The following is a 1628-nucleotide window of genomic DNA, read 5'->3' on the forward strand; positions in this document are numbered from 1 at the left end:
CCTTAGTGAATTCCTACCTAGAGGCCCTAAACATCTTCACCTAGAAGACTCAGAGGAAGACGCATTTAACTCATTCCTTTCTTGGAGCAAAGCGCAGTAAACCTTAGAACAGAGAAAACACCAGCACTGTGAACTACTCCAACCAAACTAGCGGGGCTCGCTATGGGTGGAGCTTCGGTAAGACGTTGTAGCACCATGTCAGTCACTTGCAGTTATCACGAACGTGGTAATTGCAAATGGCTAAATTAGGCAAGTATCACTACATTGCTTTCCTTTTAATACTGGCTATAGCCCTACCAGTATCGGCGTTGTCACTACGCCGCCAGACACTAAGATTGCTCCTTCGTGACCTGCTTTTCTTGCTATGTTTGCAGCACCATTTAGGTCTGCATGAATAACAGTTTTATCTCTAGAGCGGTATAATCCGCGCCTATAGCGCTTACCTGAAAAGACATGTTTCACAATCTTCTTTTCATCATAAGTCGGGACAGAGTCGTTATCTAAGAATGAGGCTTTACTTGAGTAACTTTCTTCCTGCTCAACCAAGTTCACTCCAACCTCTCGCAGTTTGTACTTAAGCATACTGATAAACAATGCGTGGGGTAAATTGGTGAAGGTTTGGTTATTCCTTTTCCCGATATTTATATCTTGCTTCCACAGCTTGTTTTTACCGACTATCACCGTACCAATATCATGTGTTAAGCATAGATTTACAATGAGTTTGGATATCTTGTGTAGCTTATCTTTGATTTTCCGATTTCTCTTTTCTGCCACGGCTTTGATATGACCGTACTTTTTGAGAGAACGCAATTGCGCACAGCGCTTGTTGTACCACTGATTTATGCGCTTCATGTCACCACCATTTATAAGGATCGGACTCAAGTCAGCCTTATTTGAAACTAATGATGCGAAACGGGTAACTCCAAGGTCAATAGATAGAAAAGAACCCTTATCAAGCAACACGCTATGAGTATTGCTTGATACAAATTCTAAAGTTTTGTGCTTGTCATAGATAATCTCAAAGCGAAAGCCACTACCCGTAGGCACTAAGCGTACCTCATTGACAACTTTGGTGGTCGCTTTAGGGTTATAAAGTTGATCTTCAAACTTCCCTTTCTCTAGGCGAACAGGTTCTAATCCTAACTTTTTAGCAAAGTGGATAGCGTCATCTTTGATAAAAAATGAACTACAGGGGATGTAAACTGCTTTGGAGTGTTTTACATACTTAGGTGGTTTTGGCATTGCTAAGTATTTAGTTGGATCTTTCTTCCAATCAGCCTTAGCGGCTGCAAAAGACTTCCAGTTATCACCGACAATCTGAATAACTCTTTGTGCCACAGCAGCAGGCAGTCGATTATAAAGCTCGATGTCAGATTCAGATAACCTACCTTTTTTAAGTAGTTTATCCACTTTGCTTTGGTCGGGTTTTCTACCAGTAAACAAGTCTTTTCGCATGATGTAGTTGGCGCGATTAGATATGCGTCTAGAGATTTGAGTTAAGCGTTTTGCAGTTTTGTGGTTGGTCGAACCGTTTTTGACATTTGCCATTAACACCCGACTGGAATTATCAAATTTTGATTTCTTTTTGCGAGCCATGACAAGCGCCTAAAAGTAAGATAACATTACTC

The 1628-nt window shown here is 41.1% G+C and carries 1 protein-coding gene; it reads right to left on the reverse strand.

What is annotated here, in order from left to right:
- Nucleotides 1–285: 285 nt before the first annotated feature.
- Nucleotides 286–1596 (reverse strand): RNA-guided endonuclease TnpB family protein, encoded by a 1311-nt coding sequence (locus tag AB4585_RS24735; protein WP_065211364.1) that lies wholly within the window; start codon nucleotides 1594–1596, stop codon nucleotides 286–288.
- Nucleotides 1597–1628: the final 32 nt, after the last annotated feature.

It is taken from the genome of Vibrio sp. 10N.222.49.C9 (genome assembly GCF_041474985.1).
GTDB lineage: Bacteria > Pseudomonadota > Gammaproteobacteria > Enterobacterales > Vibrionaceae > Vibrio > Vibrio crassostreae_C.